24 protein-coding genes and 1 riboswitch are annotated in these 26,546 nt (G+C 55.9%); of the genes, 19 read left to right on the top strand and 5 right to left on the bottom strand.

Annotation, left to right across the window (positions count from 1 at the left end):
• Nucleotides 1-102: 102 nt before the first annotated feature.
• From E308F_RS11985 to E308F_RS11965, 5 genes are all read left to right on the top strand, one after another.
• Nucleotides 103-309: a helix-turn-helix transcriptional regulator gene (locus E308F_RS11985; RefSeq protein WP_064774358.1), complete on the top strand. Its 207-nt coding sequence runs from the start codon at nt 103-105 to the stop codon at nt 307-309.
• Nucleotides 310-509: 200 nt separating this feature from the next.
• Entirely contained in the window at nt 510-2,738 is a 2,229-nt protein-coding gene (locus E308F_RS11980) for a sigma 54-interacting transcriptional regulator (RefSeq protein ID WP_172613565.1), read from the top strand.
• 350 nt (nt 2,739-3,088) lie between these two features.
• Nucleotides 3,089-3,274, top strand: a complete 186-nt coding sequence (locus tag E308F_RS11975) for a hypothetical protein (RefSeq protein ID WP_141265109.1) — start codon at nt 3,089-3,091, stop codon at nt 3,272-3,274.
• Nucleotides 3,275-3,380: 106 nt separating this feature from the next.
• On the top strand, nt 3,381-5,969 hold the full coding sequence (locus E308F_RS11970; RefSeq protein ID WP_141265108.1) for a DUF3656 domain-containing U32 family peptidase: 2,589 nt from the start codon (nt 3,381-3,383) through the stop codon (nt 5,967-5,969).
• A gap of 83 nt (nt 5,970-6,052) precedes the next feature.
• A complete protein-coding gene (locus E308F_RS11965; protein ID WP_141265107.1) occupies nt 6,053-8,428 on the top strand; it encodes an endonuclease MutS2 in 2,376 nt (791 codons plus the stop codon).
• Nucleotides 8,429-8,459: 31 nt separating this feature from the next.
• On the opposite strand, the gene E308F_RS11960 is transcribed toward E308F_RS11965, so the two are convergent.
• The gene (locus E308F_RS11960; RefSeq protein ID WP_141265106.1) at nt 8,460-11,186 is read right to left on the bottom strand and encodes a transglycosylase domain-containing protein; all 2,727 of its coding nucleotides are present in this window, start codon (nt 11,184-11,186) and stop codon (nt 8,460-8,462) included.
• Between the two features lie 192 nt (nt 11,187-11,378).
• Between E308F_RS11960 and tyrS the strand changes: the two genes are divergently transcribed.
• From tyrS to cysK, 5 genes are all read left to right on the top strand, one after another.
• Nucleotides 11,379-12,611, top strand: a complete 1,233-nt coding sequence (gene tyrS, locus E308F_RS11955; protein WP_141265105.1) for a tyrosine--tRNA ligase — start codon at nt 11,379-11,381, stop codon at nt 12,609-12,611.
• A 57-nt stretch (nt 12,612-12,668) separates the two neighbouring features.
• Nucleotides 12,669-13,334 carry a sporulation protein YunB gene (gene yunB, locus E308F_RS11950; RefSeq protein WP_141265104.1) on the top strand — a complete coding sequence of 222 codons (666 nt, stop codon included), beginning with the start codon at nt 12,669-12,671 and terminating at the stop codon, nt 13,332-13,334.
• Nucleotides 13,335-13,504: 170 nt separating this feature from the next.
• Nucleotides 13,505-13,936 (top strand): DUF3842 family protein, encoded by a 432-nt coding sequence (locus E308F_RS11945; RefSeq protein ID WP_141265103.1) that lies wholly within the window; start codon nt 13,505-13,507, stop codon nt 13,934-13,936.
• Nucleotides 13,929-14,120 (top strand): CooT family nickel-binding protein, encoded by a 192-nt coding sequence (locus E308F_RS11940; RefSeq protein ID WP_141265102.1) that lies wholly within the window; start codon nt 13,929-13,931, stop codon nt 14,118-14,120. Before E308F_RS11945 ends, E308F_RS11940 begins: the two co-directional genes overlap by 8 nt.
• Nucleotides 14,121-14,256: 136 nt before the next feature.
• A complete protein-coding gene (gene cysK, locus E308F_RS11935) occupies nt 14,257-15,177 on the top strand; it encodes a cysteine synthase A (protein WP_141265101.1) in 921 nt (306 codons plus the stop codon).
• 1 nt (nt 15,178) lies between these two features.
• On the opposite strand, the gene E308F_RS16230 is transcribed toward cysK, so the two are convergent.
• On the bottom strand, nt 15,179-15,838 hold the full coding sequence (locus tag E308F_RS16230) for a CAP domain-containing protein (protein ID WP_216363883.1): 660 nt from the start codon (nt 15,836-15,838) through the stop codon (nt 15,179-15,181).
• Nucleotides 15,839-15,891: 53 nt separating this feature from the next.
• Nucleotides 15,892-16,018: riboswitch (cyclic di-AMP (ydaO/yuaA leader) on the bottom strand.
• Nucleotides 16,019-16,220: 202 nt separating this feature from the next.
• Between E308F_RS16230 and E308F_RS11925 the strand changes: the two genes are divergently transcribed.
• The 3 genes from E308F_RS11925 to E308F_RS11915 all read left to right on the top strand — a co-directional run bounded on the left by E308F_RS11925 (nt 16,221) and on the right by E308F_RS11915 (nt 18,839).
• Nucleotides 16,221-16,979, top strand: a complete 759-nt coding sequence (locus E308F_RS11925) for a YebC/PmpR family DNA-binding transcriptional regulator (protein WP_141265100.1) — start codon at nt 16,221-16,223, stop codon at nt 16,977-16,979.
• 69 nt (nt 16,980-17,048) lie between these two features.
• Nucleotides 17,049-17,606 (top strand): hypothetical protein, encoded by a 558-nt coding sequence (locus E308F_RS11920; protein WP_172613566.1) that lies wholly within the window; start codon nt 17,049-17,051, stop codon nt 17,604-17,606.
• Between the two features lie 114 nt (nt 17,607-17,720).
• On the top strand, nt 17,721-18,839 hold the full coding sequence (locus E308F_RS11915) for an amidohydrolase (RefSeq protein ID WP_141265099.1): 1,119 nt from the start codon (nt 17,721-17,723) through the stop codon (nt 18,837-18,839).
• Between the two features lie 58 nt (nt 18,840-18,897).
• Here E308F_RS11915 and E308F_RS11910 read toward each other — a convergent pair whose 3' ends face one another.
• From E308F_RS11910 to E308F_RS11900, 3 genes are read right to left on the bottom strand one after another with little or no spacing between them, the layout of a single operon-like run.
• The gene (locus E308F_RS11910) at nt 18,898-19,665 is read right to left on the bottom strand and encodes an acyl-CoA dehydratase activase (RefSeq protein WP_141265098.1); all 768 of its coding nucleotides are present in this window, start codon (nt 19,663-19,665) and stop codon (nt 18,898-18,900) included.
• A gap of 29 nt (nt 19,666-19,694) precedes the next feature.
• Entirely contained in the window at nt 19,695-20,960 is a 1,266-nt protein-coding gene (locus E308F_RS11905; RefSeq protein WP_141265097.1) for a 2-hydroxyacyl-CoA dehydratase subunit D, read from the bottom strand.
• Nucleotides 20,960-22,009 (bottom strand): 2-hydroxyacyl-CoA dehydratase subunit D, encoded by a 1,050-nt coding sequence (locus E308F_RS11900; RefSeq protein WP_141265096.1) that lies wholly within the window; start codon nt 22,007-22,009, stop codon nt 20,960-20,962. Before E308F_RS11900 ends, E308F_RS11905 begins: the two co-directional genes overlap by 1 nt.
• A gap of 170 nt (nt 22,010-22,179) precedes the next feature.
• On the opposite strand from E308F_RS11900, the gene ruvC reads away from it, so the two are divergent.
• Genes ruvC through E308F_RS11870 form a run of 6 tightly spaced genes read left to right on the top strand, consistent with a single transcriptional unit; the run spans nt 22,180 to nt 26,452 of the window.
• Complete coding sequence (gene ruvC, locus E308F_RS11895; protein WP_141265095.1) at nt 22,180-22,686, top strand: crossover junction endodeoxyribonuclease RuvC; 507 nt, start codon at nt 22,180-22,182, stop codon at nt 22,684-22,686.
• On the top strand, nt 22,629-23,303 hold the full coding sequence (gene ruvA, locus E308F_RS11890) for a Holliday junction branch migration protein RuvA (RefSeq protein WP_216364527.1): 675 nt from the start codon (nt 22,629-22,631) through the stop codon (nt 23,301-23,303). The genes ruvC and ruvA overlap by 58 nt, the downstream gene beginning before the upstream one ends.
• Complete coding sequence (gene ruvB / locus E308F_RS11885) at nt 23,300-24,310, top strand: Holliday junction branch migration DNA helicase RuvB (RefSeq protein ID WP_141265093.1); 1,011 nt, start codon at nt 23,300-23,302, stop codon at nt 24,308-24,310. Before ruvA ends, ruvB begins: the two co-directional genes overlap by 4 nt.
• A 19-nt stretch (nt 24,311-24,329) precedes the next feature.
• The gene (locus tag E308F_RS11880) at nt 24,330-24,554 is read left to right on the top strand and encodes a DUF2905 domain-containing protein (protein ID WP_141265092.1); all 225 of its coding nucleotides are present in this window, start codon (nt 24,330-24,332) and stop codon (nt 24,552-24,554) included.
• Nucleotides 24,555-24,612: 58 nt separating this feature from the next.
• Nucleotides 24,613-25,335, top strand: a complete 723-nt coding sequence (sigI, locus tag E308F_RS11875; RefSeq protein ID WP_141265091.1) for an RNA polymerase sigma factor SigI — start codon at nt 24,613-24,615, stop codon at nt 25,333-25,335.
• A complete protein-coding gene (locus E308F_RS11870) occupies nt 25,328-26,452 on the top strand; it encodes an anti-sigma factor domain-containing protein (protein WP_141265090.1) in 1,125 nt (374 codons plus the stop codon). The genes sigI and E308F_RS11870 overlap by 8 nt, the downstream gene beginning before the upstream one ends.
• Nucleotides 26,453-26,546 lie beyond the last annotated feature (94 nt).

The raw sequence follows: 26,546 nt of genomic DNA, 5'->3' as shown, positions 1-26,546 counted from the left end.
CACTAAACGTGATAATCAATTCATCATCCCTTGACACAAATTGCAAAACGTGATTAAATTATTACTAACAGGAGCTTTTCCTAACCATATATGGTGATCTCTATGCGAAATGAAAAAATGTACCAGTTACGCCGGGAACGCGGCCTCACCCAGAAGAAGGTGGCGATAGCTGTAGGGATAACCCAGAGCGCCTATGCCATGATTGAAAGGGGCCAGCGTTATCCCAGAAAGGACACCATGAAGAAACTGGCCGATTTTTTCGGTCTTACTGTAGATGAGCTGTTTTTTAGCAACAATAATCACGAATAGTGATAATCCCGCCTCTTTAGTCAATGGCGTACACCCAGTGTACCTCCTTTTTTGAAGCTACCTTGCTTAACTTTTAAGGTAGCTTTTCTTTTGCTGCGCTATATTAACATTGACGCTAATTCAAAAATCCGTCTCGCCATCCGGCGACATGTATTGTATAATAGATAAAGAAAAATGGTGCGGTTAAGGGGGGGTATGTCGTGGAAATAGTGAAAACTATCACAGGCAAATGTCGTATGTGTTACGCCTGCATCCGTAACTGCCCGGTCAAAGCGATAAAAGTAGTTGAAGGCCAGGCGCGGGTAGTGCCGGAGCTGTGTATAGCTTGCGGTCACTGTGTCCAGGTCTGTGCCCAACAGGCCAAGCTGGTGGAGCAGGAAATTGCCAAAGTAGAGCAATTTCTGGCCTCCGGCCGGACCATTGCTTGCCTGGCGCCTTCCTTTGTGGCCGAATTTCATCCGGCCTGGCCGGGGCAGGTTGTGGCGGCTTTGAAGCAGATGGGGTTTGCCGAAGTCCATGAAGTGGCCTTTGGCGCCCATCTGGTCACACTGGAATACCACCGCTACCTCCAGGAAGTCGGGGAACGCCAGGGCTTGATCAGTACCCCCTGCCCGGCAGTAGTTAACCTGGTCAGCAAGTATTACCCCCGCCTTTTACCCCAGCTGGTGCCTATAGTATCACCCATGATCGCCCTGGGTCGTTATCTTAAAACAAAGCTCGGGCCAGATAACCGCCTGGTCTTTATCGGCCCCTGTGTGGCTAAAAAAGGCGAGGCCGTGGACGATGAAGTGGCCGGTGCTATTGACGCCGTTCTTACCTTCCTGGAACTCAAGGAAATGCTGGCTGCGCGGCAAATCGACGTCTCTTCTTGCGGCAATCTCGATTTCGACAGTGAACCGGCCTACCTGGGCCGGTTGTACCCTGTAGGCGGTGGCCTGCTCAGGAGTGCCGGGATTGATGCCGACATCCTGGCCAACCAGGTCCTGGTGATAGAAGGCCGGGAGGACTGCCTGGAATTTTTGAAGGCCGTTAACGAGGGTAAAATGATGCCCAGGATGGTCGATATGCTCTTCTGTAAGGGCTGTATCAATGGCCCCATGCAGGAGAATAAATATTCCTCCTTCCGCCGGCGCAAAATTGTAGCCGAATTTACCCGCCAGGGATTGGAACAGGCAAAACCCCAACCCCTGAACCTGGAAGGTTTAAACTTACGCCGGGAATTCCATGATAAAACCGTATTCTTCCCCCGTCCCAGCGAGGCTGACATCCGGAGCATCCTGGCCGAACTGGGTAAACTTACACCAGAAGACGAGCTTAACTGCGGTGCCTGCGGTTATCCTTCCTGCCGGGAGAAGGCTATTGCCGTCTACCACGGCCTGGCTGAAAACCGCATGTGCCTGCCCTATCTCATTGCCCAGCTGGAAAAAAGCAATCTGCACCTGCGCCAGGAGCTCAAGGTCTTCCAGGGCCAGTTCGGCCAGCTGGTGGGTAATAGCGCCGCCATGCAGGAAGTCTATCGCCTGATTGAAAAGGTGGCCAAAACTGACGCCACCGTACTCATCCGCGGGGAAAGCGGTACCGGTAAGGAACTCGTGGCCCGGGCCATCCACTACCACAGCCGTCGTAGCGAAGCGCCCTTCATCAGCATTAATTGTGCCGCCCTGCCGGAAACTTTGCTGGAAAGCGAGCTTTTCGGCCATGCCCGGGGCGCCTTCACCGGGGCGGTGACGGCCAAAAAAGGGCTCTTTGAAGAGGCCCATGAAGGCACAATTTTCCTGGATGAAATCGGCGATATCAGCCTGGGACTACAGAGCAAACTTTTACGGGTCCTCCAGGAAGGGGAATTTTTGCGGGTAGGGGAAACGAGGCCCACCCGGGTCGACGTCCGGGTGCTCGCGGCCACCAACCGCGACCTGGAGAAGGCCGTCAAGGAAGGTTCCTTCCGGCCCGAACTTTTCTACCGTCTCAATGTAATCAGCATCTGGCTGCCGCCCTTGCGGGAACGGCGGGACGATATCCCCTTGCTCGCCAGGCATTTCCTGGAAAAGATCGGCCGGCGCCTGGGTAAAGAAGTTACCGGCTTTACCAGCGAGGCCATGGACGCCCTTGTCCGGGCCGATTGGCCGGGCAATGTCCGGGAACTGGAAAATGTCATTGAGCGGGCGGTAATTTTAACTGAAGGGAAAAAAATCGAACTCGGCGACCTGCCGCGCCAGTTCCGTAATCTGGCAAAAGGCACTTCGGGCTGGGCCTATACCAGGGGGATGAGTTTCAAAGAAGCAGTGACGGCCTATGAAACCAGCCTGATACTGCAGGCCCTGGAAGAAAGCCAGTGGGTCCAGGCCCGGGCGGCAGAAATCCTGGGCCTGAAGCGAAGCACCCTTAATGAAATGATCAAGCGTTATAACCTGCGGCCCAAGAAAAAATAGTCAATACAAAAATACGAACAGAGTACAAAAAACAGGATAGAAGCAAAGCCATATTTCCCGGTCTATTGAGCAATGTAAATTCAATAATTTGTATAGGTGCACCGAATTCCGGCTATGCAAAAAAGACGACTTTCGCAAGGCCTACCAAGGCGCGAAGGCCGTTTTTTTATTCCCTGGCACGGAATTTGCATATTGTTAAATAGTGAAGAGAAGTACAAAAAACTGTTCGGGAGGGATTTTCGACCACTGGGAAAGAAAAAACAACCTTGTAGCCGGAGGATGACGCAACTGTTAAAAAAGTGTGGTAAAATAACTCTAGCAAAAGGAATTTTTAAAGGGAGGCGTTAAAAATGGCTCAGGTTTTAGCCAAGGTGGAATACAAACGGGTACTGCCAGCCCTGACGGTTAACGAATTGAATGAGGCTTATGCCCGCCTGGATGAACGTTATAACTGCCTGCGGTCCAACTGGGAGTGGTTTGTTGGTGCTGCTTATTCACCCTATGATAAGGCTCAGAGCCGGGTGGAGCAAAACTAGAATGGCGAACTACGGAGGAGAGTTTACGCCGGGAGCGGGAAAATTTTCTGCTGCCGGCGTTTTTTATTGCCTTTCCTGGCGGTATAATATGCCTTGAGGTGGCACTATGACAAAGGTAGAACTCATGGCCCCGGCCGGGAGCCCGGAGGCTTTAAAGGCAGCAGTAAGCAATGGTGCGGACGCGGTTTACCTTGGTGGGAAGCAATTCAATGCCCGGGAGGGAGCGGCAAATTTTTCCCAGGAAGAAATCCTGGCGGCCATTGACTACGCCCATGAGCGCGATACCCGCGTTTACGTAACCGTCAATATTCTCCTGGCCGACAGGGAGCTGGCGGAAGCCCTTGATTATCTTTATTTCCTGGGTAACGCCCGGGTGGACGGTATTATTGTCCAGGACCTGGGGCTGGCAACCCTTGCCAGAAAGCTCCTGCCTGAAATTCCTCTCATTGGCAGTACCCAGATGACGGTCACCAGCGCCGCCGGGGCTAAATATTTACAGGAGCAAGGTTTCAAGCGCGTTGTCCTGGGCCGGGAGTTATCCCTGGCCGATATTAAGGCCATCAGCCGCCAGGTGGAAATAGAACTGGAGGCCTTTGTCCACGGCGCCCTCTGCTTTTCTTATTCCGGCCAGTGTTTGCTCAGCAGCATGGTGGGAGGGCGCAGCGGTAACCGCGGCCGCTGCGCCCAGCCCTGCCGTCTGGCCTATACCCTGGTGGATGAAACAGGGCGGCCTCTGGAATTAAAACCGGAACACCTTTTAAGCACCCGTGACCTCTATACCCTGGACCGGGTACCGCAGTTAATAGCTGCCGGGGTTAAGGCTTTTAAAATTGAAGGGCGGATGCGGCGTCCCGAGTATGTGGCCGTAGTTACCAGGGCCTACCGCAAGATTATTGACCGTTACCTGGCCGACCCGGAAGGCTTTCAGGTATTGCCGGAAGAGGCAATGGAAGTAGCCCAGATCTTCAACCGCGACTTTACCCCGGGTTACCTGGATGGGGACCCGGGTGCTGAGCTAATGAGCTATGGCCGGCCCAGCAACCGCGGCCTTTACCTGGGACGAGCCGGTCGGCGCCAGGGCGAGCGCTTCCTCGTTCACCTGGAAGCTCCCCTCCGCCAGGGGGACGGCCTGGAAGTCTGGGTGAGCCGGGGTGGCCATCAAGGACTGGTGGTGCACCACATCTGGCAGGGGGGAAGGGAGGTAACCTTCGCCCCGGCAGGGTCAACGGTGACCCTGGACCTGCCGCCGTCGACCAGGCCCGGGGACCGCATTTTTAAGACTAGCGACGTGGAACTCCTGAAGGAAGTCCGGCGCACCTATACTTCACCCCGGGAAGAGCGGCGCCTGCCTCTGACCATGAAAGTTGAGGCCCGGGCGGGAGAACCTTTAAAGCTGGAGGTTGTTGATCCCCAGGGGCACCGGGTCCAGGCCCGGACTTCTGTGTACGCTGAGGTGGCGGAACGCCACCCCCTGGATGAATCTGTGCTGGCAGAGCAGCTGGGCCGCCTGGGCAATACCCCTTACCGGCTGGCTGAACTCACTGCCAGCCTGGCGGGGCCGGTGATGGTGCCTTTAAGCGAGTTAAACCGTGTCCGCCGGGAGGCTATAGAAAAGTTACGCCAGGTGCGCCTGGCAGCGTGGCCCCGGCGGGTGCCGCCGGAAACAGAATTTCGGCAAGGCCTGGAAAGGCTCCTGTCCCGGAGGGGGCGGGAAAGGCAGGGGGCCAGGTCGGTGGCGGGCAAGGGACACGATCCGGGGAACGAGGGTGTATCCTCAGCCGGAAGGCAGGGCCCGCGAAGGGTGCCGCGCCTGGCAGTAGCCGTGGGCGACCTGGAAGGAGCCCGGGCCGCCCTGGCGGCCGGGGCCGGACGGGTTTATCTCACCGGCGAAGTCTGGCAGGGGAAAGAACCCCCGCAGGAGGCTCAGCTGCAGGAGCTAATGGCTGCAGCAGGAGAAAAAGGAGCGTCAGTCATCCCGGCCCTGCCGCGGATCTGGCATGAGACCGAAGCAGCAGTCGTGACCCGGCACCTTGAAAGGCTGGCTGCTGCCGGAGCCAGCCTTTTCCTCATTGCAGGACCTGGCGGCCTGCAAATTATAAAGGAATACGGTCTTGCCGGGTGGGGCGACTATCCCTTCAATGCCTTCAATACCTGGTCTCTCAAAGCCTTAGCCGGAGCAGGGCTTAAAGGCGTAACCCTTTCCCCGGAGATGAACATGGAACAGCTGTGGGAATTGGATCCTCCTTTACCGGTGGAAGCTGTTGTCCACGGGGCTTTGCCCCTTATGATTTCGGCCCACTGCGTCCTGGGGGCGCGTCTGGGGGGCAAAAGGCCTGGTCAGGCTTGCACCGCTCCCTGCCGGCGGGGACGCTACGGTTTAAAAGACCGCCTGGGCCTGATTTTTCCGGTCACTACCGACCGGCAGTGCCGGTTTTATTTATATAATGCCAGGGAAATGAGCCTCCTCGATCATCTAGAGGAAATTGCCGCCCTGGGCCTTGAATGGGTACGGATTGAAGCCCGGGAAAAGCCTCCTGGCTATATCCGGCGGGTGACGGGCCTGTATCACGAGGCCCTGGCCGCCCTGGAGAGCGGGGAAGGTGGTGAGATGCTGGCTGTTCTGGCCAGGGAAGCGGAAAACCTGGCTCCTACCGGCATCACCCGCGGCCATTATTTCCGGGGAGTAATAGAATAGACAGGTGCGGGTTTCCTGTTGACCCCGGCCGCCGACATGGTTATCATCAGGTCGGAGAAAAGAAGAGATGGGGGCAACAATGGTTGAATAAGACCTTTTTAAAATTGGAACTGGATAAAATCCTGCAGCGGTTGGAGGAGAAATGTGTTTCACCCCTGGGAGCGGAGCTGGCCCGCGCCCTGCAACCGGTACGGGACATTGAGGAGGTCCGCAACCGCATCAAGGCCACCAGCGAGGCGGAGCAGGTGCTGCGGCGTTACCCTGACATACCCTTCAGCAATATCCATGATATCCGGCCGCAAGTCGCCCGGGCGGCTGTGGGCGGGCTCCTGGAAGAGGAAGAGTTGTTGCAGGTGGCCGCCACCATGAGCGGGGGGCGGAGAGTGCGGCAGTACCTCCTGGGCCAGGACGGCAACTGGCCGGTGCTGCGGGAGACAGCTAACAGGATTGGTGATTTCCGTGACCTGGAAAAGGCCATCGGCCAGGCTATTGGTCCCGACGGCGAAGTTATGGACCAGGCAACGCCGCGGCTTCTAGCCTTGCGGCAGCAGATCCGTAAGACCCAGGAGAGGATAAAAGAACGCCTGGATGGCTACCTCCGTTCAGCGGAAATGCAGAAGTATCTCCAGGATAACCTGTATACCATCCGCAATGATCGTTACGTCCTGCCGGTCAAACAGGAGTACCGCCACCAGGTGCCGGGCTTGATTCACGACCAGTCGGCCAGCGGAGCGACGCTATTTATCGAGCCCATGGCCCTGGTAGAGCTAAATAACGAACTTCGCCGCTTGAAGATGGCCGAAGCCAGGGAAATCGAGGCCATCCTGCGGCATTTAAGCAACCTCATCGGCCGGGAGAAGGAGAGACTGGAAATTACCCTGGCTGCCCTGGGTGAACTGGACTTTACCCTCGCCAAAGGATACTTAAGCCTGGAGATGGCGGCCATAGAGCCGCGGTTGAATAATGAGGGACGCTGGCGTATCTACCGCGGCCGGCACCCTTTGCTGCAAGGAAAAGTGGTGCCCGTCAGCCTCACCCTGGGCGAAGATTTTGATACCCTGGTCATTACCGGTCCCAACACCGGCGGCAAGACGGTAACGTTAAAGACGGTGGGCCTATTTACCCTTATGGCCCAGTGCGGCCTGCACCTGCCGGCGGCCGAAGGTACGGAAGTCGACCCTACGGCCGCCGTTTATGCCGATATCGGCGACGAGCAGAGCATTGAGCAGTCCTTAAGTACCTTTTCGGCCCATATGGCGCAGATTGTCTCTATTTTAAAAGAGGTAACACCGGGGAGCCTGGTTCTCCTGGATGAACTGGGGGCTGGTACTGACCCGACCGAAGGGGCGGCCCTGGCCATGGCCATTCTGGATTACCTTACGAATGCCGGGGCCAGGACGATTGCCACCACCCACTACAGCGAACTGAAGGCCTATGCTTATGCCACCCCGCGGGTGGAAAACGCCGCCGTCGAGTTTGACAGCGAGACCCTCCAGCCCACATACAACCTGATCATCGGTACTCCGGGTGAGAGCAATGCCTTTGTCATTGCCTCCCGTTTAGGGCTTTCACCCGCCATTATTGAACGGGCCCGGAGCCTCCTTGGCGAAGAAAACCAGCGCGTCAGCCGCCTGATAGCCGGCCTGGCTGAAGATAGGCGGGTGAGTGCCCGGGAACGGGAGCAGGCCGAAATTCTGCGCCGGGAGGCTGAGATGACCAAGGCTGAACTGGAGAGGGAAAAAGAAGTATGGCAGCAGCAGGCGGCCAGGCAGATGGAAAAAGTACGCCAGGAAGCCCGGGGTATCTTAAGGCAAACCAGGGCGGAGATCAGGGAAATCATGGCCCGCCTGGAAAAGGCCCTGGCTGAAGAAAATCTGCGCGGTCAGCAACAGGCAGTAGCCAGAGCGCGGCGGCAACTGAAAGAACTGGAAGATGCCGTGGAAGCCGGGCTGAACCAGTACCAGCCTGCCGCTAGCAGCCAACCACCGGAAAACCTCCAGGTAGGCGACAAGGTTTTCCTTGCGACTCTGGGTCAGGCTGGAGAAGTTCTCAGTCCTCCTAACGAGCAGGGGGAAGTCCTGGTTCAGGTTGGTATTTTGAAAATAAATGTTAAATTAAAGGAACTGCGGCTGATAGAGACGGAAGCCAAGGCAGGGCCTGAAAGGGAAGGCATCAAGAACGGCTGGACAGTAAAGACAGTAAGCAATAACGATATCAGGCCGGAGATCGACCTGCGAGGGCTGACGGTAGAAGAAGCCTGTCACCGGGTTGATGCCTACCTGGATGATGCCGTCCTGGCGGGGTTAAACCAGGTGCGTTTAATCCACGGTAAAGGCACCGGTGCCTTAAGGGTAGCCCTGCAGGATTACCTGCGGCAGCACCCCCTGGTCAAAGGCTTTCGCCTGGGTGGGGCTGGCGAAGGTGGCAGCGGTGTCACCGTGGTGTATATTAGCCGCTAAAAAGCCCCGGGTTTTTAGCCCGGGGCTTTTACTATCGCCTGGGGATGGCGATAGTGACTTCATTTGACGGCGTACTGGACTTATTCTTCTCATCCAGGGCAATGACCCGGTAACGGTAGGTAAAGCCGGGTTTTACGCTGGTATCGGTATATGTGGTATCTTTTACTATGGCCAGGCTCTTGCGGCTGGAGCCCTGGTTGCTGCGCTCGATAGAAAAGAGGAAATCATCCTTCCAGGGAAGCTCCCAGCGCAGAATTACCCTGGGCTGGCTGACGTTGGGGCCTACTTCCAAATGAGCCGTTAGATTGGGGGCCGGCGGACCTGTCTCCTCGTTTCCCGGCCCCAATGTATCTTTACTTAGCCGGTGATCGGGCAGGTCGCAGTACCGGGTAGGAGTTTTTTCCGGGGGCAGCTGGACCTGCTTCACGTACTGGGGCGGGCAGCCCCCACCTTCCCCGGGTTTCGGGATATTGGCGAGGAAAAGTTCCGCGCCGTGGCGGGGGTCAGTACAGATGCTTACCAGCCCCGGCCTGTCACTGCCTTTGCCGCCGTGGAGGGTACAGACCTCCGTTGGCGCTTCCAGGTAGGCGTCTTCCGGTTTCACCGGGCCGTTATAGCCGTCGGGTCGCTTTAAAAAGACCCCCGTCGTTACATCCGGGCAATTGGGCGAAGCTAGCTGGCCGGTGGTGGTGCAGACCTGGACCTGGACCCAGACATCGGAGACTTTCTTGGGTAACATGCTTTGGGTAAAGACTTCTTTGACGATAAACTCCCTGGGTGTCAGGTCGCTGGGCAAGAGGCCCGACTTGGCATCGACATCGGCATAGATTATGCCGCTGGGGCGGGGGAAGTCCTGAACGGGTTGATCCTTTAAAGCAGCACCGATTACCTTCTTCCAGATTAGAGCCGGGTAACCGCCGCCAGCAACACTTTTCAAGTAGTGTTTGGGATCGGTCTTGTCATAGCCCATCCAGACGGCTCCTACTAGTTCGGGGGTATAGCCGACAAACCATGCGTCCTTTTCCCCTTTAAGGCCCCTGTATTCCGGCGTATCTGGCAGGGAGGTGGTACCTGTTTTACCCGCTGCCGGCCGGCCTATCTGGGCATTTTTACCGGTACCGGCCATAACGACGGTTTCCAGCATATCAGTCATGAGGTAGGCAACCTGCTCGCTCATGACCTCCCGTCGCTGGGGCTTGTTGACGATTAAGTCCTGGCCATTACGATCGGTAATCCTGGTCACGAAGTGAGGGGTGATGTATACCCCCTGGTTGGCAAAAGCACCGTAGGCAGCAGCCATTTGCAGGGGGGAGACGCCGGTAGTCAGGCCCCCCAGGGCCAGGGCCAGGTTACGGTCCTCCGGCTTTAAGGGCAAGCCCAGGCGGCGACCGAATTCATAGCCCGTATCGATGCCGATAGAATTAAGCATTTTAACAGCGGGAATATTGACGGACCACCGCACGGCCTCCCGCATGCTGATGAGCCCCCGGTAGCGGCCGTCGTAATTGACCGGGGTAAAGGGTTTGGGTGTACCGGGGTAGGTAACCGGCACGTCATCGATGACAAAGGCCGGGGGGTACCCCTTTTCCAGGGCCGGGGCATAGACAACCAGAGGCTTGATGGTAGAACCAGGCTGGCGTTCAGCCTGGATGGCCCGATTGAAGCCCCGCCTGGTAGTATAATCCCGGCCGCCGACCAGGCCCCGTACTTCACCGGTGCGGGGGTCCAGGACCACCATGGCGCTTTCAATCAGGCGGTCGGGACTGCTGGGAGGAAAATTGGATTTATCCTGATAAACTTTTTCCATTTCGGCCTGGATTTTGGTATCGAGGGTAGTATAAATTTTCAGGCCGCCCCGGTAAAGCTCGGCGGCTTCAATACCCTGGCTTTCCAGCAGGCGGCCGGCTTCATCAATAACGGCGTCGATAAAGTAGGGAAATTTTTCGGCCTGTGTTTTGGAGGCTTCGCGGTACTCCAGTTTTTCCGCCTTGGCCTTTTCTGCCTGTTCGGGGGTAATATAGCCGTACTTGACCATATTGTTCAGCACTTGCGCTTGGCGGTTTTTGGCAGCTTCCTCATTGCCTTTAGAACGGGGATCATAGTTGGCCGGGCTCTGAATCAGGCCGGCCAGCATGGCACACTCGGCAAGATCCAGGTCAGACACAGATTTACCAAAGTATAACCGCGCCGCCGCTTCTACCCCGTAAGTACCGGGTCCAAGGTAAACAATGTTTAGATAACTTTCCAGGATTTCTTCTTTGGTGTAGGTGCGTTCCAGTTCAATGGCCATTAAAGCTTCCTGAATCTTACGTTTCAAGGTGCGTTCAGGATTCTCAATGAAGGCATTTTTAGCCAGCTGCTGGGTAATGGTACTACCGCCCTCGCGGATGCTGCCGCTCCGCAAATTAATCCACAATGCCCGGAGAATGGCTTTTAAGTCTACACCGTGATGCTGATAAAAACGGGCGTCCTCGGTTGCGATGACAGCATTCTGCAGGTCTTTAGGAATTTTTTCCAGGGGCACAACAATGCGGTTTTGTTCACCATGCAGCTCTTCGACAAGCTGGCCGTCTTTATCGTAAATAAATGTTGTCATGGCCAGCTGGAGTTTGTCAGGTTGCCAGTCAGGCATAGTACGGATGACGCCAATGGTAAAACCAGCGCCGGCGCCCACCAGCACCACAGCCAGGACCAGCAGGGTCAGCAACAGGGCACGGAAAACGTTTAATTTGCGCTTTCGTTTTTTCGGGGGTGCCATTGTCCGTGACCTCCTTTACGGCCTCTTTATTATAACATAGCTTTACCCCCAGGGGAATGATAAGAGCTTGAAGCTCACTCATAGCTTATGTTAAACTTAAACAGGTTCGCTAATTTATAGATTATAAACGCCTGTTTTACGCAAAAAGTTGCCGAGTAAAATCCTGGGCACGAAAAGAGCAGGTTACGGAGGATGATTCGGTTGGAACGAGAAGTAGAGCGGCAGCTTAAAGTCTTGCGCCGCGGAGTGGCTGAAATTATTCCGGAGGAAGACCTAAAGGCCAAGCTAAAGAAGTCCCTCAGCACCGGGAACCCCCTGCGGGTTAAACTGGGCCTGGATCCGACGGCCCCGGACATTCATCTGGGCCATACGGTAGTGCTCCAGAAATTGCGCCAGTTCCAGGAACTGGGCCACCAGGTGATTATCATTATTGGCGACTTTACTGGGAGAATCGGCGATCCAACCGGTAAATCGGAAACCAGGCGGCAGCTCTCGGAAGCTGAAGTCCTGGCCAATGCCGAAACCTACAAGGAGCAAATTTTTAAAATCCTGGACCCGGCCCGGACCGAGGTTACTTTTAACAGCCAGTGGCTGGCCAGGCTTACCTTTGCCGATGTTATCCAGCTGGCTGCCAAGATTACCGTGGCCAGGATGCTAGAAAGGGAAGATTTTGCCCGCCGTTACCAGGATAACCGGCCCATTAGCGTCCACGAATTCTTTTACCCCCTGATGCAGGGCTACGATTCCGTGGCCCTGGGGGCTGATGTCGAGCTTGGGGGAACGGACCAAAAGTTCAATCTCCTCATGGGACGCCAGTTACAGCGGGAGTACGGCCAGGAACCCCAGGTGGCCATGATGATGCCCATCCTGCCGGGGCTGGATGGTGTGCAGAAGATGAGTAAAAGCCTGGGCAATTATATCGGTATCAACGAACCGGCTAAAGAGATGTACGGCAAGACCATGTCTCTGCCCGATGAACTTATGCTGACTTACTTCGAGCTGGTAACGGCCGTGCCCCTGGAGGAACTGGAAACCATAAGACAGGGCCTCGCCAGCGGTAGCCTGCACCCGCGGGACGTAAAGATGCGTCTGGCCCGGGAAATTGTCGGCCTCTACCACGGGGAGGCAGCTGCCCGGGAGGCGGAGAAGGAATTTCGCCAGGTTTTCCAGCTGGGCGACCTGCCGGAAGAAATGCCGGAGGTGATCGTTCAGGAGGCCAGGATGTGGTTGCCGCGTCTGATGGTCCAGGCGGGTCTGGCCCCCAGCACCAGTGAAGCCAGGCGCCTGATCCGCCAGGGAGCAGTAAAACTCAATGGCGAACGCCTGCTTGATCCAGACGCGGAAATAGCTGTACACGACGGCCAGGTTCTCCAGGCCGGCAAGCGCAAATTTGCGCGGCTGCGTGTTTCTTTTGCCCCTCACTAAAAGTATTTCACATTTTAACCTCCCCCGGAGTATACTTCTATATGGGGGTGGTTTGCCTTGCGGCGGCGGTGGCGGCGACTGGGACGGCAGCCAATGGGAGCTCTGGCGCTCGTCTTAGTAGCCGGCTTGCTGGTGCTCTTCCTGCTGGAATGGCGCCTGCACCTGGCTATGGAAACGGTAGCTTATGCCCAGGCCCGCTGGGCAGCTACCGAGGCCATGCAACAGGCAGTGCTGGATAAAATAACTGGCCAGGTAAGTTATAATAGCCTGATTCAACCCGGAAGCAGTGATGACCGGATAGTTTTCATGCAGGCCGACGCTTTGAGTATCAGCCGCCTTCAGGCCCAGGCCCAGCTGGCTGTCCAGGAGCGCCTGGCCCAGCTGAAGGGGAAAACCTATTACTTACCCTTGGGGCAAGTGCTGGGGATAAAACTCCTGGCAGCCTACGGTCCCCCGGTGCCGCTGCGTTTTATTCCCATAGGTACCGTTAACGTCAATGTAGGGGATACCTTTGAAGCCACCGGCATCAACCAGACGCGCCACCGCATTTACCTCCAGGTAGAGAGCGAAGTCCAGGTAGTTGCTCCCTTCACCAGGAAACAGGTAACGGTTACCTCAACCATTCCGGTGGCTGAGGCCATTATTGTCGGCCCCGTTCCCCAGACCTATATTTCCCTGGGGTCTGACTTTGTGAAAGGTATTTTACGAACGCCACAATTTTAATTTTTCTTGTTCACCATGCAGGAATCGGGCTTTTAAAAGCGAATATTATATTATAAAGCGGTGTGGAGACCGCGCTGGATGGAAGGCCACGAGGAGGTCGGAGTCGACACTGAAGTCGACAAGGTTCCCTGTGGCCCTTTTTACATTTTTCACCAGGGAGTGGTTTACACCTGCGGATAGCAGTGGTAGACGGGCAGGGGGGCGGCATCGGCAAGCATATTACCGTAAGGCTCAGGGAAGAACTACCGCCAGAGGTAGAAATCCTGGCCCTGGGGACTAACGCTGCCGCTACCGTAGCCATGCTCAAAGCCGGGGCCAATGAAGGGGCCACCGGTGAAAGGGCCATCATCTATAACGCCCCCCGGGTAGATGTCATCACCGGTTCCGTAGCCATCCTTATAGCCGACGCCATGCTGGGGGAACTGACGCCGGCTATGGCCGCGGCCATTGCCGCCAGCCCGGCGCGTAAATTTCTCCTGCCTATAAATAAGGCCGGCGTTGAAATAATTGGTGTTGTTCCTGAACCCTTACCCCACTTGATTGACGCCCTGGCGCGGCGTCTTAAAACCTTTTGCGAAGGAGGAACCCGGAAAGATGTGTGAAGCCAATGCTTATCTCTTGAAAGAGGGCGGGGAAGAAGAACTGGTCTTTGAAAATGTTGACAGGATTGTGCCCCGGGAAGACGGTATCCTCATGGAAGATATCTTTGGCAAAAAGAAAATCCTGCGTGCCCGCATCAAAGAAATGGCCCTGGTCGATCATAAAATTTTCCTGGAGGCCATTTAAATCCAGACATTAATGCCAGCTAAGCCACTGCATAATAGTAGAGAAGCAGTGGCTTTTTACTTGACATAATCTGTACCGGAAGTTAAAATATGATTAATTCCGATATGAAAAGTATACATTAAGGAGGAAATTAACCATGAAAGTAGCCGCCGACATAACCCAGCTAATCGGCCGGACGCCAGTAGTAAGCTTACAACGCCTGGTGGAAAATGGGGCGGCAATATATGTAAAGCTGGAATACTTTAACCCCGGGGCTAGCGTTAAAGATCGAATTGCCCTCAGTATGATTGAAGCTGCGGAAGCAGAAGGAAAACTTAAACCGGGTGCCACCATCGTGGAGCCCACCAGCGGCAATACCGGCATTGGCCTGGCTATGATTGCAGCGGCCCGCGGCTACCGCTTAATCATTGTCATGCCGGAAACCATGAGCATTGAACGTCGCAAACTCCTGGCGGCCTATGGCGCTGAATTTATCCTAACTCCAGGGCACCTGGGTATGAAGGGGGCCGTAGATAAAGCCATGGAGTTAGTCCGGGAAAACCCTGATTATTTTATGCCTCAGCAGTTTGAAAACCCGGCCAACCCTGATGTACACCGCCGTACCACAGCCCGGGAAATTTTAGAGCAAATGGGCAAAGACCTGGATGCCTTTGTGGCCGGAGTGGGTACCGGGGGTACCATTACCGGCGTCGGCGAGGTTTTAAAGCAGGAAATTCCGGGGATAAAAATAATTGCTGTGGAACCGGCAGCTTCCCCCGTCCTTTCCGGGGGCCGGCCGGGCCCCCATAAGATCCAGGGCATCGGGGCCGGCTTTATCCCGCAGGTCCTGCGCCGCGAGGTAATCGATGAGGTTATTACCGTGTCCAATGAAGACGCCCTCATGACCGCCCGGCGCCTGGCTCAGATGGAAGGCCTGCTGGTGGGTATCTCTTCCGGTGCAGCCGTCTATGCCGCCCTGCAGGTGGCCCGGCGCCTGGGTAAAGGTAAAAAAGTACTGGCTATTGCTCCGGATACCGGCGAGCGTTATCTGAGCACCGAACTTTTTAAAATAGGGTAGATTAGGTGAATAGCTGCACCCAGTAGTTACCGTACCTGCCGCCTTTGGCATGGCCGACGCCAATGGCCGTAAAATTGGGGTTTAAGATATTGCTGCGGTGGCCGGGGCTACCCATCCAGGCAGCTACCACGGCTTCGGGCGTTCGATAGCCGGCGGCGATGTTTTCACCGGCGGTACGGTAAGTAATACCGAATTTCTGTAACATGTTAAAGAAAGATCCGTAGGTAGGCGATTCGTGGCTGAAGTAATTATTATCCCGCATATCTTCAGCCTTGAGGCGTGCTACTTTTGCCAGCTGTAAATCTACAGTTAACGGCTTCAGCCCGACTTTAGCTCGCTCGGCGTTGACCAGGTCGACGACTTTTTGCTCAAACTGGTTCATCTGGTAGCTACTGGTAGCAGACTGGGATGCAGGTTGAGGGGCCGGAGTTGGAGCCGGTGCCGGTTTTGGTGCTGGAGCCGGTTGAGGTTGAGGTGCCGGTTGCGGGCGGTAATACCTGATGTAAAAATAATTTTGCGGTGCGAAATGGAAAGCATAATAGTTACCATTGTAAATTGTGTAAGTTGCTGCTTGAACAGGCGTGACCGGTACGATGGCCAGGGTGGTAACAATTAATATTACAGCCAGGGATGCGGCCAGGGTTTTGAATTTAGACCGCAAAACTAACCCCTCCTTTACAAACTAGATTACTTTAACGCTTGGCGGACCAGTAAAAAATCCCCCTCCAACGTCTGCGAGGTTAGCTGACGGGTACGGGCCAAAGGTTAGCCCTGCCACGGATTAACCCCAGAAAAATTGGTTCCCCCGCTTTCATAAAAGGAAATTCGGCGTTTCTGGTGGCCACGGCGTGAAATGAAAGTTACTAAATAGAATTTTACCATATAGGTGCCAAAAAGTTAACATAAAATTGGCCGCGTCTTCGAGGTAAAATATTACAGACATATTCGGCAGCGGGTAATGTAGATAATGAGGCTTATTGCTTAACTGCGGTTTTGTATGTTAGAATTTTAACGGCAGTTAGAGGTGAGAGGGGGGTAAAGGCATGTCCGGACATTCCAAGTGGGCCAATATAAAACATCGTAAGGCCAAGATGGATGAAAAGCGCGGCCGCCTTTTTACTAAAATCGGGCGAGAGATTATCATTGCTGCCCGGCAGGGAGGCGGTGACCCCGAAGGTAACCCGCGCTTGAAGGCAGCCATCGCCCGGGCTAAGGAAGTCAATATGCCCAATGAGAATATACAGCGGGCCATTATGCGCGGTACCGGCGAGATTGAAGGCGCAGCTTATGAAGAAATGGTTTATGAAGGCTATGGTCCCGGAGGCGTAGCCATGTTGTTAAATATTGCTACGGATAACCGTAACCGCACGGCTTCAGAAATCCGGTATATCTTTTCCCGCAATGGTGGAAATTTGGGGGAAAGCGGCTGTGTAGCCTGGATGTTTAACCCCAAGGGGGTCATTAGCGTCGAAGTTCCGGCGGGAGAAACCCGGGAAGAATTAATCCTCCAGGCTATTGAGGCCGGAGCAGAAGATGTTGATGATAGTGCCCCTGACGCCATGGAAATAAAGACTGCTCCTGAAGACCTGGAGAAGGTAAAGAAAGCCCTGCAGGAAGCCGGAGCTAATATTACTAGCGCCGAAATAGCAATGGTACCCCAGACTACAGTAACCATTGACGATCCGGAAATGGCGGCTAAAGTCATGCGCCTGGTGGACCGCCTGGAGGATCACGATGACGTCCAGGCTGTTTATACCAACGCCGACATTCCTGCTGCCGTTCTGGAGCAGCTGGAGTTATAAGCAGGTATAAAACCTTGTTGCGCCGGCAAAGCTAGAAGGTGGTAATTTCTGTTATAAGGAGGTGCCACCTTGGGCGACGCAAGCCGGCGCTTTTTTGTTCTTGGCCTTATGATTTTTCTCCTCGGGGGGCTGGTGGCTTACCAGCAAGCCAGGGTAAGTACCGGGCAAAGGCCGGTTATCTTAAAGGTGCCGGGTCTTCTGGAGCCAAGGGTACTGGAGGAACCTCACCTGGAGAGATATTATCGCTACTGTGGCCACCGGGAACCCATTCCTCTACCGGCAGGGGTCAAGTGGAACTGGGCTGATAAAGAAGAAATGAACCTTCTTTTCCCACCGGCCGAGGGTTGGCGCATAACCCGGGAGGAGGAACACCTGGTCATCATCCAGGAGGTAGATGCTCTGTGCCCTGCCGATGCACCCAGACGCCATTTGGCCGTCAAGGATGGCCTGGTAGCTATTTATCAGGGCCCGGCCGGCAGCCTGGGACCACTAATGCGGGTAACGAACCTGAAAGTTGCCTCCTTGCCGCCCAGCTGGCGGGAAAAAATAGAAAATGACCAGGCAGAATTCAATTCCGAACAAGAGGTCCTGGAAGCCCTGGATAGCCTGGACGAATTTCGCCCCTAAAGGTCGGCATTTACCCCTTTGCTCCTCATACCTCCACCTTTTAAACATGATTTCTTTTAAAAAAACCTTGTATAAACGAAGCCCCGGGTTTAAGCTTAGGGTGGAGGGATAAACATGACACAAGAAACGCTCTGCCGCCAGGGGTATTTGGATGCCCACTTACATTTATGGGAATTTGCCATCTTCAATCGCTTCGCCAACCTGGAAAAATGCTTAAGCCTTGAGGAACTGGTGGAAACCCTGAAGTCTCGTTTGGTTGAAGGGTGGGCCGTAGGGGTACGCTTTAACCAGGAAAGGTTGGCCGAAAAAATTATCCCCGGGCGGGCCTTCCTGGATCACGCCTTCGGATCAACGCCGGTGGTAATAGTCCGGACTTGCCTGCACCTGGCCGCAGCCAATACGGCCGCCATGCAGAGGCTGGGATTTTTTGCGGAAAACGGGCTCTTCCATGAGGCCGAAGCATTTAAACTCCTAAATACTTTAGTGGCTAGCCTCAACCTGGAGCCAGGAGACATCCTATCCCGGGGCTTAAGGGAATTGAAGCAACTGGGGATAATTAAAGCCATCGATATGGGAATGGACCGGGACAAGCGCCCTTTCTTTGAGGGCTTGGACCAGGTGGTCGAGGTGGATTTCTACACGGTGGATTTCGAGCTACTGGATGAAGCCCTGGGGTTTAAAGTCTTCCTGGACGGGGGTCTGGGCGCTCGTACCGCGGCCCTTACGGAAGAATATGCCGACGATCCCGGTAACTATGGCCTGCTGAATTACACTGATGAGGCCCTCCTTTCTCTGGTTGAGAAGGTACACCAAAAAGGTAAACCCGTAGCCGCTCACGCCATCGGCGACCGGGCCGTTGACCAATTCCTGCGTGTTGTGCGGCAGAGCCGCCATCCCCTGGATCGCCTGGAACACGTCCAATACGCCCGGGAGGAGCAGCTGGATACCCTGGCGGAACTCGCGATCCCGGTCTGTATCCAGCCCATTTTTTCCCGGGAAATATCATGGGCTGTGCAAAGGTTGGGCCCGGAGCGCATGAAAACAGCCTACGCCTGGGGGCTCATGAGGGATAAAGGTATCCGCTTGCTGGCCGGCTCCGACGCACCTGTGGAAGGCCACGATCCCCGGGAAGCGGCTGCTACGGTCGCTTTCCTGAAAGGCAGCCATCATCTGGATTTCGAGGAGGTTTTGGACCTTTTTGCGCGGGCCAACTGGGAGCTCTATAACGGCTAAGCAGGTGGTTGGCCCCGATCATGGTTGGGGGCTGTTCAGGGGCGGTATAGGGCCTTCCTTACCCGGCCGCTAGCAGGGCTGCCCCCAGGGCTCCAATTATTTGCGGGTCCGGGGGTATGCGGATGCTTGTGCCAAGGTATTCTTCCAGGCTTTTTACAACCCCCGGGTTTTTGGCCACCCCGCCCGTCATGGCTACCGGCTCTTCCCAGCCTGCCCGCTGGGCCATGGCCACCACCCGCTGGGCGATAGCATTATGCAGGCCTTTGATAATTTCTGCTACCGGCCGGCCTTCGGCTACCAGGGAAACGACTTCGGATTCGGCAAAGACGGTACACATGCTGCTAATGCTGGCACCCTGGCTTGCCTGTTGAGAGAGGGTCCCCATATCCTTTACCGGGACCTCCAGGGCGCTGGCCATGACTTCCAGGAAACGGCCGGTGCCGGCGGCACATTTCTCATTCATGACAAAATCCCGCACTTTGCCGCCGTCATCCAGGAGGATAACTTTGCTATCCTGGCCGCCAATATCGATGACCGTGCGTATGTCCGGCCAGAGGTGATAAATTCCCCTGGCGTGGCAGGTTATTTCGGTAACCCGGCGCTGGGCGAAGGGAACCCGGATGCGGCCGTAGCCCGTGGCGACAATGCCGTCCAGGGAATCTTCCTTAAACCCGGCTTGTTCCAGGGCCTCCTGTAAAGCCTTCCTGGCAATCTCAGCGCTGTCAACGCCGCTCTTCAGGACGGCGGCGCCCACCAACCGGCCGTCCCGGACTACAACTGCTTTGGTCGTCAGGGACCCGATATCCACTCCCGCTGTTAGGCTCAAGGATATAACCTCCCGGAGTAATTTATTCTTTATAATAACATTTCCAGAAAACCTTCCAAGCGCGTCCTGACAGCGCCTGGGGCGTATTTGCTTTGATCGACGCAGTCGCCCTCCAGGTTGAGGAAAGGTATGCCCCTTTCCCGCAAAGCATCCTGCAACATGCGCAAACCGGCTGTGCTCTGGCGGCAACCCCAGTGGGCAAAATGGATAACCCCGCCGGCCTGGTAGGCGTCGACCATGGCCAGGATAGCTTCTATCCTCCTGGTTATAGGGCCGAGGCCGTGGTGGCTTAAAACTTTACGCGCCAGGCTGTAAAAGGGCCTTTCCGGGTCCAGGGGTTCCCAATAAACATAATTCATCTCTTCGCAAACTACCACCGCTCCGGCCTCCTGTTCTAAAATCTGGAAAATGGCGTTGGGGTAATAGGGCCGCAGGTGCAACCATACCAAACGCGCCTTTTCTTCCGGCACGGCCCGGCGCTGGTCCCGGTAACGCTGAGCCAGTTCCGTCAATAGTTCCCCGTAAACCTCCACCGAGGTTGCGGCGCCAAAACCCGCTAGCATGAGGTAAATAAAGCTGTGGGCTTCTTCCCCCCGGATGCAGGCCGGGCGCTGCTGGCGCAGGCGGTTTATTGCCAGCAGGCGTTCCCGGGCTGCGTTGGAGTTAACAAGGGCCGCTTGAAAACGGTCCTCGTCCCACGCCAGGTTTAAGGTTTCTACCAGGGAAAAGGTTATGCTTTTGAGCTGGCGGGCGACATATTCCAGGGCGGTATCGTCCTGCTGATGGGGTACGTCTAAAAGGTAAAAAGGCACCCCGTGGTAAGCTGCCGTGGCCGCCAGGGACTGGGGAGCAGTGTCGCACAGGTGAGAGCTGCATACTACCGCTCCTGGCGGCGGGAAGTAACCTTCCCGGTCGCAACCGTGGGCCAGGCGGTGGAAGGAGCAGGCCTCGCTGCTTACCCAATCACCTTCAGCCCGCTGCAAGGCCCTCTCGGCTATTCCCAAACCTGTAGCCACCACAGCGGCTGCTTCCGGGGCGAAGGGAACTGTTCCCAGACCATAAAGGACCTCGGTGGGGAAGAAAACATTGTGCCAGATCACCGGCCCTTTTTGTAAAAAAGCTGCTGCTGCCTGGTCGATGGTATTGAGAAGCAGCCGGTGGGCCGCCTGCCAGGGATAATGTCTTTTTTGGGCTGCCACGGCCTGCTTCAGTAGTCTATATGTCCAGGGAGATCTTATGGCGCGCTGGCGCAAAGTCGATCCCAGATAAGAGCGCAATAACTGATAGATATCCATTACCGTACCTCCAGCATTTCTAGAAAGGCTTCTATCCGCGTCTGCCACTGGCCCCGGTTACCACCGCTGAAATCCCCATCGAGGCGAAGGAGGGGTAACCCCCTCTTTTCACAAAAGCTCTTCAGGGCCAGGAAGTCGTACATGGCGGCATCGCAAAACTTCATGGCATGGTAAATGACTCCCTGGATATGGAATCGATCTACTGCTTCGGCCCAGTACCGGCAGCGTTTCTCGCGGTCGTTTACCATCCTGGGACAGGGGGGGCCTCCCAGGTAGAGCCTGGCCAGATAAAGGTAGGGGTCACCTTCTGCCCCGACGGCGGGGGCTAATAAAAGGCGCCGGGCATTGCAGCTGTCTTCGAAAACAGATAAACCGCCGCATGCTTCTACCATGGCAATCAATTCTTGCGGCAGGATGCTTCCGGAAAGCAGCAAGCGCGGCCGCCGGGCGGATTTTCTACAGGGTTGCCTGGCTAACCGATTAATAACCGTCTCCCATTTTTCTGCCTCTCTTTGGTTAAGGGGCGTTTGCCACCTGGCCAGCCCGTCCATGATTTCCTCCCCACCCGGAGGGTCTTCGCCTGCGGCCCGGCAGGTTAAAAGCTTACGCCAGGCGGCCCTTTGTTCTTCCCACCAGCTAATGGCCGCCCACAAGCGTTCTTCATTTAATTGCCGCTCCCCGGAATGAGCGAGCTCTGACGCCAGCCGGCGTAAATTCTGGCTGAAATAGAAAACTGCGTTGTCATCAAGGCGGCGGGGCACCTCGAGGATGAGGATCTTACCTTTTAATCCATAGCGTGGCCATACGTTAGCCAGGTGGATCATGGCGTTGCAGGAGCGGGCGATTACGACGCCGGCCAGGGGTGGCAACTCCTGCTTGATCGCTGCCTCGAGGCAGCTCTGGACATAAGGGCAGAGGTTCCCCGGCAGATATGTAGCGGCGCGCGGGTTATTGCCTTTTCGTCCCAGCAGCCGGTATGGGGTGTACCCTAGAGCCGTTAAAATTTCCACCGGCGTATAGTGGCACAGCCAGCCCATCAATTTGCTCATTTCTTGCTCCCCTCGATTCAAACCTGGCAGGTCTTGCCGGTATCCAGATATATTATAACTCTTTCGAGCCGGTAAGATATAGAAAATTGGCCTGAAATATTAGTTTGCATGGTACAAAAAAAGGAACTACTATCTTTGACGTCGAATAATTGCCAGGGAGGAATAAAAGGATGTTGATCCTGGGAATCGACCCTGGTACCGCCATTGTTGGCTATGGCCTGATAGAGGCGAGGAATGCCGGGCCGCTGCAGGCCTTTGCTTATGGCTGCATCCGGACGCCGGCAGGGGAAAAAGCAAGCCGGCGCCTGGTCATGATTTACGATCACCTCCAGGAAATAATAGAAAATCACCACCCGGATATTATGGCCATTGAAGAACTTTTTTTTAATAAAAATAGCCGTACGGCCCTGGCGGTAGGCCAGGCCCGGGGGGTAGCGTTGCTCGCGGCGGCCCATGCGGGCCTTCCCGTTGCCGAGTACACGCCCCTGGAAGTCAAACAGGCAGTTACCGGTTACGGCCGGGCACCCAAGGAGCAGGTGCAGCGGATGGTTCAGACCCTGCTGGGCCTGAAAAGCCGGCCGGAACCCGATGATGTGGCCGATGCCCTGGCCGTGGCCATTTGCCACGCAAGTATAGCTCCCTGGCGCCGGCGGGAAGCCGGGGTGTTGCAGCAGTGATTGGTTACCTGCGCGGGCGGTTACTCCAGGTAATGCCGGAAGGCATTTTGCTGGAAACCGGGGGCATTGGCTGGTTTGTCCGCACACCGCCCGCGGAAGTTTGGCCGCCCGCGGGAACAGAGATTGCCGTCTATACCCACCTGGTAGTCAGGGAAGACGCCCTTGAGCTATACGGCTTTACCCGGCCCGAGGGGCTAAGATTCTTTGTCCTTTTACTTGGGGTGGCCGGCATTGGACCCCGCGGGGCCCTTCAAATCCTCGCGGCGGCGTCTCCGGAAAAGCTGGCGCAGGCTATTGTTGCCGAAGATACCGCTTTCCTAACCGCCCTCCCCGGCATCGGGGCCAAGAAGGCTAAACGCCTGCTCCTGGAATTAAAAGATGCAATTTTAAAATCGGGTCTCGCCGGTGAGACGGCGGCAACAGCCGGGGTGTCCGGGGATAACGGGGCCGGCGATAATGATGAAGCCCTGGCCGCCCTCCTGGCCCTGGGCTACAGCCGCGATGAGATAAGCCAGGTCCTGACCAGGGTTAAAGCAGAACTGGGGCCGGAGGCTGATACGGCGGCCGTTCTCCAGGGAGTGTTGAAAACCATAGGCCGGAGGGGTGGTGCTGATTGACGGCAGAGCGCTTGCTGGCCGGGAACCTGCATCGGGAAGACGAAGAACTGGAAGTGAGCCTGCGCCCACGCCGCCTGGCCGAATATATCGGCCAGGAGCATGTCAAGGAAACCTTAAGCATCTTTATCCAGGCGGCCCGGGAGCGGGGGGATGCTCTGGACCATGTCCTGCTCTACGGTCCTCCCGGGCTGGGGAAGACCACCCTTGCTGGAATAATTGCCAACGAGCTGGGGGTAAGTTTAAGGGTTACCTCGGGCCCGGCCCTGGAACGAGCCGGGGATCTGGCGGCCATCCTTACCAATTTGGAGCCCCGGGACGTTCTCTTTATAGATGAAATCCATCGCCTGCCCCGCCAGGTAGAGGAGGTCCTGTACCCGGCCATGGAAGATTTTGCCCTGGATATTATTCTGGGCAAAGGCCCTGGTGCCCGCTCTATCCGCCTGGATTTACCCCCTTTTACCCTGGTGGGGGCTACCACCAGAGCCGGGTTGTTGTCTTCGCCTTTAAGGGATCGTTTTGGAATTAATTCTCGCTTGGAGTTTTACCGGATAGAGGAACTAGAGCAAATTATTCTCCGGGCGGCAGCCATCCTGCAGGTAGGCATTGAGCCTGAAGGGGCCAGGGAGATTGCCTGCCGTTCTCGGGGAACACCCCGGGTGGCCAACCGCCTGCTGAAAAGGGTACGGGATTACGCTGAAGTCCGGGCCGGGGGGACAATTACCCGGCAGGTAGCCAGGGAAGCTTTGGAACTCTTGCAGGTTGACTCCTTAGGCCTGGACAATTCCGACCGCCGCCTGTTGTTAACCCTTATCAAGAAATTTAACGGCGGCCCGGTGGGCCTGGACACCCTGGCGGCGGCCATCAGCGAAGAACCGGATACCATTGAGGATGTCTATGAGCCATTTTTGCTCCAGCACGGTTTTATCCAGCGCACTCCCCGGGGCCGCATGGCTACAGCCAGGGCCTACGAGCACCTGGGGATATCCCGGATGGACAGTTTGTTTTAATTAAATTGGAGGAACTACCATGGGCGACTGGAGTTTTTTCGGCAAAATGCTGCTGGGGATGGGACTGCTACTTGCCCTGATGGGTCTCATCCTCCTGGGGATAGGGAAAATCTTTTCTATCGGGCGCCTGCCGGGGGACATTTATATCCAGAGGGGCAACTTCACTTTCTATTTTCCCCTGCTGAGTTCCCTCCTCTTGAGCCTCATCTTAACCATCGTCTTAAACTTAATCTTTCGTCGTTAGGGGCTGGTAGCCGGAAAACGACAGGGTCGGGCGAATACTATGTGAGGTGAGGCTAAAAGTGCCATTGGAAGCAGACCCCAGCCAGTTACTGCTCCGGGCAAGGAACGGGGATGCCGGGGCCAGGGAGGAATTAATCCGCCGTTTTACCCCCTTTATCCTGGCCGTCGTTTCTCGGGCAACGGGTCATTTTATCCGCCTGGGAGAAGATGACGAGGCCAGTGTCGGCCTGATAGCCTTTAACGAAGCTATCGACAGTTTCCGGCCGGGCGGTGGTTCCAACTTTTTAACCCTCGCCGAGACTATTATCCGCCGCCGTCTAGTTGATTATTTCCGCCGGGAGGGGCGCCACCGGCGGGTGCTGTCTTTACAGGCTCTGGATAACGAAACGGCAGCCGCCGCCGATCCTCTGGGCGGGGAAGAGATAAACCTGGTCAACGAGCTGGCTGACCGGCGCCGGGAAATTGAGCGCTACCGGGAAGAGCTGGCCAGCTTTGGCATAACCTTTAAGGACCTGGTCAAGGCCAGCCCTCAGCACCGGGACGCCCGTGACCGGGCCCTGGCAGCCGCCCGCGTAGTGGCGGCCAATCCCCTCTTCAGACAGTATCTTCAGGAACGTAAAGCCTTGCCCCTGAAAGCCCTGGAAAAGTCCGTGGAAACCAGCCGCAAAACCCTGGAACGCCACCGCAAATATATTATCGCCGCAGCACTTATGCTGATGGGTGATTATGATTACCTGGCAGAATACATAGGTCAAGGCAAAAGGGGTGGTCAGGATGCTTAACGCCGAGCGGGGTCTGGTAGTGGCCAGGCAGGGAAAAGAGGTCATTGTTTTGACCCCGGAGGGGGAGTGGCGTACCCTCCACCTGACCGGCTCGGTGCCGGAAGTAGGGGAAGAGGTGATGTTGCCTCCGGTAAAAAAGAGGCCCCCCTGGCAGGCTGCGATGGCGGTAGCGGCAGTAATCCTGTTGCTTTTTCTGGCTCCACCCTTGGCCCGCCGGGCCACGGTCACGCCAGCTCCCCGTCAACCGGCCTATTATATTAATATCGACATCAATCCCAGCATTGAACTGGCGGTGGATGAGCGGGAAAAGGTGCTCAGTGCGCGGGGATTAAATGACGATGGGGAAAAGCTTCTGGCCGGCGTTGCCCTTAAGGATGAAAAAGCAGCTACTGCCATCGAGATCCTGACCAGGGAGGCCGTGCGCCAGGGTTACTACCTCCCCGACAGCCAGGGAGCTATGGTGATAACAGTGAGCCCTGCTGTCAGTGGCGGTCAGGAAAAACTGGCGGCCGGCGTTGAACTGGGTCAGAAGTTAACCAGCCAGGCGCGGAATATCCTTCAACAGGCCAGGGTCCGGGCGGTAGTAGAGGCAGCCGCCGTCCAGCCGGAAATTCGCCAGCATGCAGAAGCCGCCGGCCTTTCGCCAGGAAAGTACGGTATCCTCCTGGAAGCCCTGGATGCAGGACTGCCGGTTACGGCGGCCGACCTGCAAAGAGAGAGCGTGGCCAGGGTGCTGGCGAGATTTGACAGCAACTGGGAGCAGCTGCTGCAAAAGCTGCATCAGGATAAAGATCTTTTGCAGAAAGAGCAGCAGCTGGGCGCCACCCTCAAGAAGGCCCTGGGGCAACAAGTTGCAGGTGGTAATAGTGCTGGTAACCATCGTGATGACGACGGGGGGCAGGGCGAGAAACAGAAAAATAATACCAATTACAAGGAGCGACCGGGGCAGGTAAAAGAAAAGGACCAGAAAACCGGTGAAGGTAATCCCCGGGAAAAACCAAAGGCTGCCAGGCAGGTGAAAGAGCCCGCCCCGGGCCACGTTAACCCGGGCGGCAGTAAAGGCTTGAAGGCAGTTCCGGAAGGTAAAGGGATACCAGGGTACCAGAAAACCAGATAAACTGACCGGATTTATCGTTTCTTTAAACTATCGCTGCAAGAAGCTTCTTTTGTATGGGCTTCAATTTTTACCTTAAATAAAATACGGCACTAAA

This window comes from Moorella sp. E308F (assembly GCF_006538365.1).
Lineage (GTDB): Bacteria > Bacillota > DSM-521 > Neomoorellales > Neomoorellaceae > Neomoorella.
This window is presented reverse-complemented; position numbering and strand designations above follow the sequence as displayed.

Bases quoted from the DNA above. Each gene is read 5' to 3' on its own strand.
- E308F_RS11985 (WP_064774358.1), top strand. From the start codon at position 103: ATGCGAAATGAAAAAATGTACCAGTTACGCCGGGAACGCGGCCTCACC.
- E308F_RS11975 (WP_141265109.1), top strand. From the start codon at position 3,089: ATGGCTCAGGTTTTAGCCAAGGTGGAATACAAACGGGTACTGCCAGCC.
- E308F_RS11970 (WP_141265108.1), top strand. From the start codon at position 3,381: ATGACAAAGGTAGAACTCATGGCCCCGGCCGGGAGCCCGGAGGCTTTA.
- E308F_RS11960 (WP_141265106.1), bottom strand. From the start codon at position 11,186: ATGGCACCCCCGAAAAAACGAAAGCGCAAATTAAACGTTTTCCGTGCC.
- tyrS (WP_141265105.1), top strand. From the start codon at position 11,379: ATGATTCGGTTGGAACGAGAAGTAGAGCGGCAGCTTAAAGTCTTGCGC.
- E308F_RS11940 (WP_141265102.1), top strand. From the start codon at position 13,929: ATGTGTGAAGCCAATGCTTATCTCTTGAAAGAGGGCGGGGAAGAAGAA.
- cysK (WP_141265101.1), top strand. From the start codon at position 14,257: ATGAAAGTAGCCGCCGACATAACCCAGCTAATCGGCCGGACGCCAGTA.
- E308F_RS11925 (WP_141265100.1), top strand. From the start codon at position 16,221: ATGTCCGGACATTCCAAGTGGGCCAATATAAAACATCGTAAGGCCAAG.
- E308F_RS11915 (WP_141265099.1), top strand. From the start codon at position 17,721: ATGACACAAGAAACGCTCTGCCGCCAGGGGTATTTGGATGCCCACTTA.
- E308F_RS11905 (WP_141265097.1), bottom strand. From the start codon at position 20,960: ATGGATATCTATCAGTTATTGCGCTCTTATCTGGGATCGACTTTGCGC.
- E308F_RS11900 (WP_141265096.1), bottom strand. From the start codon at position 22,009: ATGAGCAAATTGATGGGCTGGCTGTGCCACTATACGCCGGTGGAAATT.
- ruvC (WP_141265095.1), top strand. From the start codon at position 22,180: ATGTTGATCCTGGGAATCGACCCTGGTACCGCCATTGTTGGCTATGGC.
- E308F_RS11880 (WP_141265092.1), top strand. From the start codon at position 24,330: ATGGGCGACTGGAGTTTTTTCGGCAAAATGCTGCTGGGGATGGGACTG.
- E308F_RS11870 (WP_141265090.1), top strand. From the start codon at position 25,328: ATGCTTAACGCCGAGCGGGGTCTGGTAGTGGCCAGGCAGGGAAAAGAG.